General features: G+C 71.0%; 5 protein-coding genes. 2 read left to right on the plus strand and 3 right to left on the minus strand.

Annotation, left to right across the window (positions count from 1 at the left end; genetic code table 11):
• Positions 1-1,158 precede the first annotated feature (1,158 nt).
• Entirely contained in the window at positions 1,159-3,342 is a 2,184-nt protein-coding gene (locus tag ACFO0C_RS03305) for a putative bifunctional diguanylate cyclase/phosphodiesterase (protein WP_378064985.1), read from the minus strand.
• Positions 3,343-3,428: 86 nt separating this feature from the next.
• Between ACFO0C_RS03305 and ACFO0C_RS03310 the strand changes: the two genes are divergently transcribed.
• Positions 3,429-5,198, plus strand: coding sequence for a methyl-accepting chemotaxis protein (locus ACFO0C_RS03310; protein WP_378064986.1), 1,770 nt, complete (start codon positions 3,429-3,431; stop codon positions 5,196-5,198).
• Positions 5,199-5,236: 38 nt separating this feature from the next.
• A complete protein-coding gene (locus tag ACFO0C_RS03315) occupies positions 5,237-5,863 on the plus strand; it encodes a phosphatase PAP2 family protein (protein ID WP_378064987.1) in 627 nt (208 codons plus the stop codon).
• Here ACFO0C_RS03315 and ACFO0C_RS03320 read toward each other — a convergent pair.
• Positions 5,854-7,254 (minus strand): sulfatase-like hydrolase/transferase, encoded by a 1,401-nt coding sequence (locus tag ACFO0C_RS03320; protein WP_378064988.1) that lies wholly within the window; start codon positions 7,252-7,254, stop codon positions 5,854-5,856. The genes ACFO0C_RS03315 and ACFO0C_RS03320 overlap by 10 nt on opposite strands.
• Before the next feature lie 100 nt (positions 7,255-7,354).
• Positions 7,355-8,201, minus strand: an 847-nt coding sequence (locus ACFO0C_RS03325; protein ID WP_378064989.1) for a hypothetical protein, incomplete at its 5' end; no start/stop codon positions are given.

Below are 8,201 nucleotides of genomic sequence, written 5' to 3' on the forward strand. Positions count from 1 at the left end.
TGACCAACACAACTCGAAAGATCAGCCGCTACACCACTTCCAGGGGCTTGACCCCAAAGCCCGACCGGGCACGCGTGCCCTCCCTCAACAGGACCCCCGACGCACCCAAAGCCCGACCGGGCACGCGTGCCGTCCCTCGACAGGACGCCAGACGCACCCAAAGCCCGACCGGGCACGCGTGCCGTCCCTCAACAGGACGTCGGATGTACCCGTCATCGGGTCTGGGTGCGATCACCGCCCCCAGGAGGGCGGTGACGGCACCCGCATCCGGCTCCGGGTGCCGACAGGACACCCCACCGAGAAGTCGTCGCATACCAGGCCACCCTCCTCCACCCCGGCCACCGACAACCGCGACCGGAGCGCAGGTTTCACGCCCCGCGCGATCAACCCTCGGTGGTGAAGAGCCAGAGCCGAAGGTCTCCACGCCGTTGAGCTTCCGCATTCGCGGGGACAGCCACGGCTCGCATCGAGCCGTCAGTGACCACACTGCCGCCGACGACCTACGCGGACAGATACGGCTCGCATCGAGCTGTGAGTGGCCACACTGCTAACGGCGGCGATCCGCGTGGACGGGAGGGGTTCAGATCGGACCACAGGTCACCGCGCGAAGCGACGCCGCCAGGCGGAATGACAGGACACGCGAAGGATCAACCGCGCGGTTTTGCTCCATAGCGAGGATGAACGCACACGAAGACCTGATTGTGTGTATTCAACCGCCCTATAGCGACGGTGGGAGCACCCGCAACGTCAATGTGTGCTCTTGTCGTCGCTGGGCGCTTCACGGGCTCGGCGGGTTGCCGCCCCTGCCGGACGTCGACGGAGTGCCGTCCTGACAGGAACGCTCAAGGCGGCATTGCCGGCACGAAGACTCAAACCGACACCGCCAGCCAAACACCCAGACCGGCACTGTCGGCACGAAGACCCGAATCGGCGCTGCCAGCCCAAACACCCAGACCGGCACCGTCGGCACGAAGATGCGAATCGGCGCTGACGGCGCTTCCGGCTCTGTCGCAGAGCTGTGTCTGACCGCGGCCGCGGGGAGCGCGGTGACCACCGGATTCAGCCCGGCGGTCGCGTTTCGGTCCGGTGCCGGGGGAACCTCGCGCCGTAGCGACGGGACAGGCTGGTTCGGTGGGGCGAACCACGCCGTACCAAATGTCAGGCTGTTGCGGTTTCCGGGGTGATCTGGGCCATCGCCGGGCGACCGAAGTGATAACCCTGCGCCCGCCGGTAGCCGAGACGGTACAGCTCGGCGGCCTGTTCCGCGGTTTCGACGCCCTCGGCGACCGCGACCAGGCCGAGGCCGTTGGCGACGTGGACGAGGGAGGTGGCGATGACGGCGTGCCGGCCGGCCATCGTGACGTTCTCGACGAACGACTTGTCGACCTTGAGGATGCGGACCGGGAGGGTCTGCAGGAGGCCGAGGGAGGAGTGGCCGGTGCCGAAGTCGTCGAGGGCGATCTCGACGCCGAGTTCGGTGAGTTCGTGGACGGCGCGGACGGCCGCGCCGCCGCCGAAGACGGCGGTCTCGGTGACTTCGACGATGAGGCGGGCGGGGTGGACGCCGGTTTCGGCGAGGATGGCGGCGACGAGGGAGACGAAGCCGGGTTCGGCGAGCTGGCGGGCGGAGACGTTGACGCCGAAGCGGTACGGGGCGACGCCCTGCCGCCACCAGTCGGCGTACTGCCGGCAGGCCGTCCGCAGGATCCATTCGCCGAGTTCGACGATGAGGCCGTTGCGTTCGGCGACCGGGATGAACACGTCCGGAGGGATGTAGCCGCGGTCCGGATGCCACCAGCGGACCAGGCTCTCGACGGCCACGCATCGTCCGGTCGGCAGTTCGACGATGGGCTGGTAGACGAGGTGGAACTCGCGTTGGTCGAGGGCGGTGCGCAGCTCGGCGCCGAGGCGGGCCTCCTCGTCGGTGCCGGCGTCGAGGTCGGCGGTGTAGCGGCGGTGGCGGCCGCCGTCGGCTTTGGCGGCGTACATGGCGACGTCGGCGCGGCGCAGCACCTCGACCGGGTCGGCGGAGTCGCCGGCGATGCCGATGCTGGCGCCGACGAGCAGGTCCTGGCCGCCGGCGTGGATCGGCTGGTGGATCGCCGAGCGGAGCCGGACGGCCAGGTCGTCGGCGGTCTCGGCGGCGGGCAGCAGCACGGCGAACTCGTCGCCGCCCATCCGGGCCGCGACCGCGTCCGGCGGCAACTCGTTGACGAGCCGCTGGGCGACGGCGGCGAGCAGTTCGTCGCCGACCGCGTGCCCGAACCGGTCGTTGACCGCCTTGAACCCGTTGAGGTCGAGCAGCAGCACGGTGGGGGTGTCGGCGGCGCCGAGTTGTTCCTCGAAGGCGCGCCGGTTGGCCAGTCCGGTCAGCGGATCGTGCATGGCCAGGTCGCCGAGCCGGGAGGCCTGGAGTCTGACCTGGTGGACGAGCCCCCACATGCGCATCACGACGAGCAGGCACAGCACGACCGCGCCGGTGCCCAGAGACGCCCAGGCGATGCCGGCCGGGTCGCCGGCGCCCTGCAGGAAGAGCAGTCCGGGGGCGATGAGCACGAACGCGGTGAGGACGGCGAGCCGGGCCCGGCCGAGGCGCTGCACGTCGAGGACGGTGTCGGCGCGGCGGCGCATGCTCGGGTGCAGGGCCGCGGCACCCCAGCAGGCGTACGCCATGAGGAACCCGGAGTCGACGAATCCGCCGGTGTACTCGGCCGTGCTGGACATCGTGGTGTAGATGAGGTCGCCGGTCAGCATGATGACGGCGCCGACGGCCATCAGCCGCATGCTGGGGGTGCGGTTGCCGGCCCGGGTCAGCATCCGGGCGACGGCGGTGGTCAGCAGCACGTCGGCGAGCGGGTAGCCGATCGTGACGAGCCGTTCCAGCACGGGCGCCCCGGTGTCGGCGAGGGTCGGGCCGACCACCGACACCCAGAAGATCAGTCCGATGCCGGTCGAGATGATCGCGGCGTCGATGAGGGCGCCGCGGTCCCGGTCGCCGCGCGGGCTGCCGAGACGCGACAGCGAGGCCCAGAGCAGGGGGTACGCCGACAGGTAGAGCAGGTCCGCCCAGTACGGGTACGGGTACTCGCCGAGCCGCAGCTCGGTGATGTCGTAGGTGATGTCCCCGGAGACGAAGGTCAGCACTCCGGCCGCGAACAGCGCCCAGGCCCGCCAGTGTTCCGGCCGGTTCCGCACGATGCCGACGATCATGGCCGCCACCGACGACAGCCCGACCGTGTTGACGTAGATCTTGGCCGGAACCGTGTCGTCGGGCACCAGAGGGAAGCACAGCGCGGCGATGATCGCCACGACCAGCCACCCTGCCCACGCCGGGACCCGCATCAGCACATCCTCCGCAATCGTCCGGAACCACGGCCGGTTGAGCGAACCGGCCTCAGCGGGCACAGGGGAGAGCCGAACATACCGGTGTGGGGCGATTCCGGCCGGCCGCGGCCTTGCGTCGTGGCGAGTTGCTGCCTGTGCTCAGTCTGGTGGCGGCGATGCTGATCATCCTGGGTGTGCCGGTCTATCTGGTCACGGTGTCGGCCTTCGACCGGGTGGAACGCAGCCAGGTCGGCCGGGAGGCGGAGGAGCTGCGGGTCGCGATCAGCGCCCACGCGCAGCGGCTGCGGGACTTCGGGGTCACCAACTCGATCTGGACCTCGCTGTTCGACGATCTGGCGAACGCGGACACCGCCCAGTTCGAGGTCGACCTGCCGCCGGACGTGCTGACCGGCCAGTACGGCTTCTCCGGCGCCATGGTCGTCGACCCGCAGGGCCGGGTCCGGGCGGGTGGCCGCATCGCCGACTCGACGTATCAGGCGATGCCCTCGCCCCTGGACGACGCGGCGACCCTCACCGGCTATCTGCGGGACGGTCCGGCCGGCACCCATTTCTGCGGGCTGACCAGCGTGACCGGCACACCGACCGAGTTCTGCTCGTTCCCGGTCTACCACGACGAGGGCACCGGCGACTCCAACGGGTTCCTGCTGGTCTTTCGGGAACTGGACGCGGCCGGGCTGGCGTCGCTGTCCGGGCAGACCGACGACGAGATCGCCCTGCGGTCGGCGCCGAGGGCGGACGCCCAGCCGCTGCGGGAGCTGTCCAGCGAGTTCGGCACGATCACGGTGACGACGGCGATGGCCGGCGGCAAGATCGCCCTGGCCTGCACGCTCACCGGCGCGGACGGGGTGCCGGTCACCTTCGAGGGGCTCAGCGACCGGCCGATCCACTCGCAGGCCCAGGCGACGCTGGCCCAGCTGGCGGTGGTGGTCCTGGTGGCGGTGACGATCGCCGGGGCGGCCATCAGCATGGCGATGCGCCGGGCCGTCCGGCACCACGTGAAGCCGCTGCGCCGGACCACCGAGAAGATCATGAGCTCGCGGGACCTGGCGCTGCGGGTCCCGCCCTCCGACGACGCCGACATCAACGTGGTCGCGGCCGCCATCAACGACATGCTGGAGGCGATCGACCGGCACACCGCCGAGCTGGCCGGGATGCGCGCCCGGGAGGCCCTCGAACAGGAGCGGAAACTGCGGGAACGGGAGGAACAGCGGGAGGAGATGCTGCGCCGGGTGGAGGCCGAATCCGAGCAGATCATCGGAGGTGTCGCCTATCAGCTCGGCGACGCCGTCCGGGGCGTGGACGCGGTGAAGGCGTCGGTCTACGACATCACCGCCGGGGCGGCCGAGGCGCACGCCGCGACGGAACAGATGGCCGATCACGCGGAACGGGCCGACCAGGCGGCCGAGGCGCTGACGGTGAGCCTGCCGGCGACGCGGGAGATGGTGGCGATGATCGCGGCGATCGCCGGCCAGACCCGGATGCTGGCGCTGAACGCGACGATCGAGGCCGCCCGGGCCGGTCACGCGGGGCTCGGGTTCGCGGTGGTAGCCGACGAGGTCCGCAAGCTGGCCGACGACACCGCCGAGTCGACCGAGCGGATCACCGCGACGCTGAACACGCTGACCACCACCGCCACCGATGTCTCGGGGGCGGTCGCCACGATGACCGACACGATCGCGAGTGTACGGGCGGCGATCGGCCAGGTGCGCGCGGTGGCCGACGACCAGCAGGCCAACATCAGCGGGCTCGTCGACCAGGTACAGAACGCGATCGGCCAGATCAACGACTTCTCGACCGACCGGACGCGGCTGACCGGCCAGCCCGGCGGCGGCTCCGGCCTGGAGCTGTTCTGACAGGTGCTTCGCAGGTTGATGTGGGGTAATGGTCCGCTATGCGCTCCGAGCCACCTGTCCTCCGAGCCGGTCTGGCGGTCCTGCTGCTGGTGCCGGTCGCCGTTCTCGCGGCGTTCGTCAGCGCCGGCTGGGAGCCGATGCGCGCCTTCGACCGGGGTGTCACCGCCCGGCTGCACGAGGTCGCGCATGACGTCCCGGCGCTCACCACGGTGATGACCTGGCTGACGAACCTGTTCCAGCCGAACGTCTTCCGGCTGGCCGCGCTGGTCCTGGTGATCTGGCTGGCCCGGCACGGCGCCCGCCGCACGGCGACCTGGGTGGCGGTCACGATGATCGCCGGCGGCGTGCTCGGCGGGCTGCTGAAACTGCTGTTCGGCCGGGGCCGCCCCGAGTTCCTGGACCCGGTGTCGTCGGCGGTCGGCTACGCCTTCCCGTCCGGGCACGCGCTGAACAGCGCGATGGCCGTGACGATCGCCGTGATCCTGTTCCCGCGCTGGTGGGCGCTGTGGCTGATCCCGCTGCTGACCGCGCTCAGCCGGGTCTATCTCGGCGTGCACTGGACCAGCGACGTCGTCGCCGGCCTGCTGCTCGGCGCCGCGGTGCCGCTGCTCACCGCCCGGGCCTTCGTGCCGGCCCGGGCGGCCGTGCCGGTGAATCAGCTGTAACGCAGCAGCGGCGCGTCGATCTCCTCCCAGCGGGCCCGCAGCTCGGCGGTCAGCGCGGGCTGCTTCGCGGCGAGGTTGGCCTGCTCACGCGGGTCCGTCTCAATGTCGTAGAGGGCGTCCGCGCCGGTCGCGGTGAGACGCAGGTACTTGTACCTCCCGCGGCGCAGGGCACGGCCCGACCGGGTACGCCAGAACAGGTCCCGCTCCGGGGCATCCGCGCCACGCAGCAGATATCCGGCGAGGCTGGTCCCGTCGAGCGGATAGTCGGGGTGCGGGCGGGCGCCGGCGATCTCCAGCAGCGTGGCGGTCCAGTCGTGGGTGACGACCGGCTCGTGACTGACCTGGCCGGAACGGATCCGGGCCGGCCATCGCACGATCGTGGGCACCCGGATGCCGCCCTCGCTGAGGCTCGCCTTGTTGCCGGAGAGCGGCCAGTTGTAGGAGAACCGCTCACCACCGTTGTCACTCTTGAAGATCACCAGAGTGTCGCGTTCCTGGCCGGTCCGCCGCAGAGCGTCGAGCACCTGCCCGATCCGCTCGTCAAGATTTTCGACCATCTTCTGGTACGTGGTGAGCGAACCACCGTCGTTGTGGAAGATGGCCTGCGTGTTCCCAGCCTTGATCTTGGCGGTGATCTCGTCACTGACGGCCCGGTCACCGGGCGCCTCCCACGGCCAGTGCGGGCTGGTGAAGTTGAGGTGCAGCAGCCACGGCCTGTCGTGCCGCCGGCGGACGAACGCCTCGGCCCGGTCACCGAGGATGTCGGTGTAGTAGCGCCCGTCGTCCTCCACCGGCGTCTCGCCCTCGTAGAGGTCGTAGTTGCCGGTGTGGCTGTACTTCGAGTAGTAGTCGACGCCACCGGAGTAGTTGCCGAAGAACTCGTCGAAGCCGCTGCGCAGCGGGCTGAAGTGCGGCAGGAACCCGCCGTGCCACTTGCCGATCAGCGCCGTCGTGTAGCCGGCCGCCTTCAGCAGCGACGGCAGCGTCGGGTGCGCGGCCGGGATGCCGTCGGTCGCGTTGGCCGCACCGATCGGCTCGGGCAGGCCGCCCGGGGTCCGGCCGGGTAGCCGCCCGGTGTAGAGGGCGACCCGTGTCGGCGAGCAGACCGCACCGGCCGAGTAGCCGTTGGTGAACCGCACGCCGCCGCGGGCCAGCCGGTCCAGGTGGGGCGTCCTGATCAGCGGTGAGCCGTAGCTGCTCAGGTCACCCCAGCCCAGGTCGTCGGCCAGGATGAACAGGATGTTCGGCCGCTTCGAACTCCCCGGCTGAGCCCGGAACGGCTGCTCACCCGAGCCGCCCGCGAAGGCGGCCTCCGAGGTGAGGGTGGTCGCTGCGGCAGCCCCGGCGAGCGCGCCGAACACCCCGCGCCGGGTGGTCCCACGGTTGGTCACGTCATCTCCTGTGGATCGAGGAAGGCAACGCGCACATTACCCATCGGTCCGATAGGAGCAAAGGACTTGCCGCAATGCGGGACTCCGGAGAGCTCCGGGGTCAGCGGAACCGGCCGAGCAGGCCGTCGCGAGGACTCGACTCGATCACGTCGAGGCTGGTGGGGTCGATGCTCCAGGCTCCCGCGACGCGCAGGACGTCGTCCTCGTCGGCCCATGTCGTGCCCGGTTCGGACTCCGTGAAGCCGATCTCGATCTCCACCGGGGTGGGTACGCCCTCCTCCTCGCAGAGCACGTCGGGGCCGAGGCTCTCGCCGCAGTACACGTGCCGGATGAGCTGCCCGTCGACGGCGCGCGCCCACTCGGCGTAGTCGGACACCCGGTGGTTCCCGAAAAACTGCACCTCGGTGCCGAGCCGGGCACTGAGGTCCGCCACCGACGGGGCTCCGTGGCCGTGCACGGTGTTGACCACCAGGATCCAGCCGGCGATCGGCGGCGTGACGAAGACCTGCCCGTCGTCGTAGGTGGCGGCGACGCCCTCGTCCCAGCCGGCCGCCCGGGCGCCGGTCAGGCCGACCGCGGCGGCGACCTCCTCGACCGAGCTGCCCCGCACCGCCAGCCAGGTGCGCTTGATGCCGAAACTCGTGCCGGACGGGGTACCGGGCGGCAGATGCTCCACCGGAAGCCCGGCAAGCATCCGCGCCAGCTCGTCACACGCCGCGGCGAGGTCGTCGGCGCGGCCGGTCCAGGTGCGTTCGGCGACGGGCCGGTTGCCCGCACTGCCCGCCCCGGTGAGCCGCACCGAGCCGTCGGCCAGTTCGTCGAACAGCACCTCGGCGCAGCCACGGAACAGCCGCGGGTCGACGCCCGCGGCGGCGAGGCCGTCCGCCCACGGCGTCATCTCCCCGGAGGAGTCGGCGAGCGCCGCCCGCACGGCCGCGAGCAGCGGC

Origin of the sequence: Actinoplanes subglobosus (assembly GCF_042650585.1) — a bacterium.
GTDB lineage: Bacteria > Actinomycetota > Actinomycetes > Mycobacteriales > Micromonosporaceae > Actinoplanes > Actinoplanes subglobosus.

Coding starts and splice junctions, on each gene's coding strand:
- ACFO0C_RS03305 (WP_378064985.1), bottom strand. CDS start 3,342: ATGCGGGTCCCGGCGTGGGCAGGGTGGCTGGTCGTGGCGATCATCGCC.
- ACFO0C_RS03315 (WP_378064987.1), top strand. CDS start 5,237: ATGCGCTCCGAGCCACCTGTCCTCCGAGCCGGTCTGGCGGTCCTGCTG.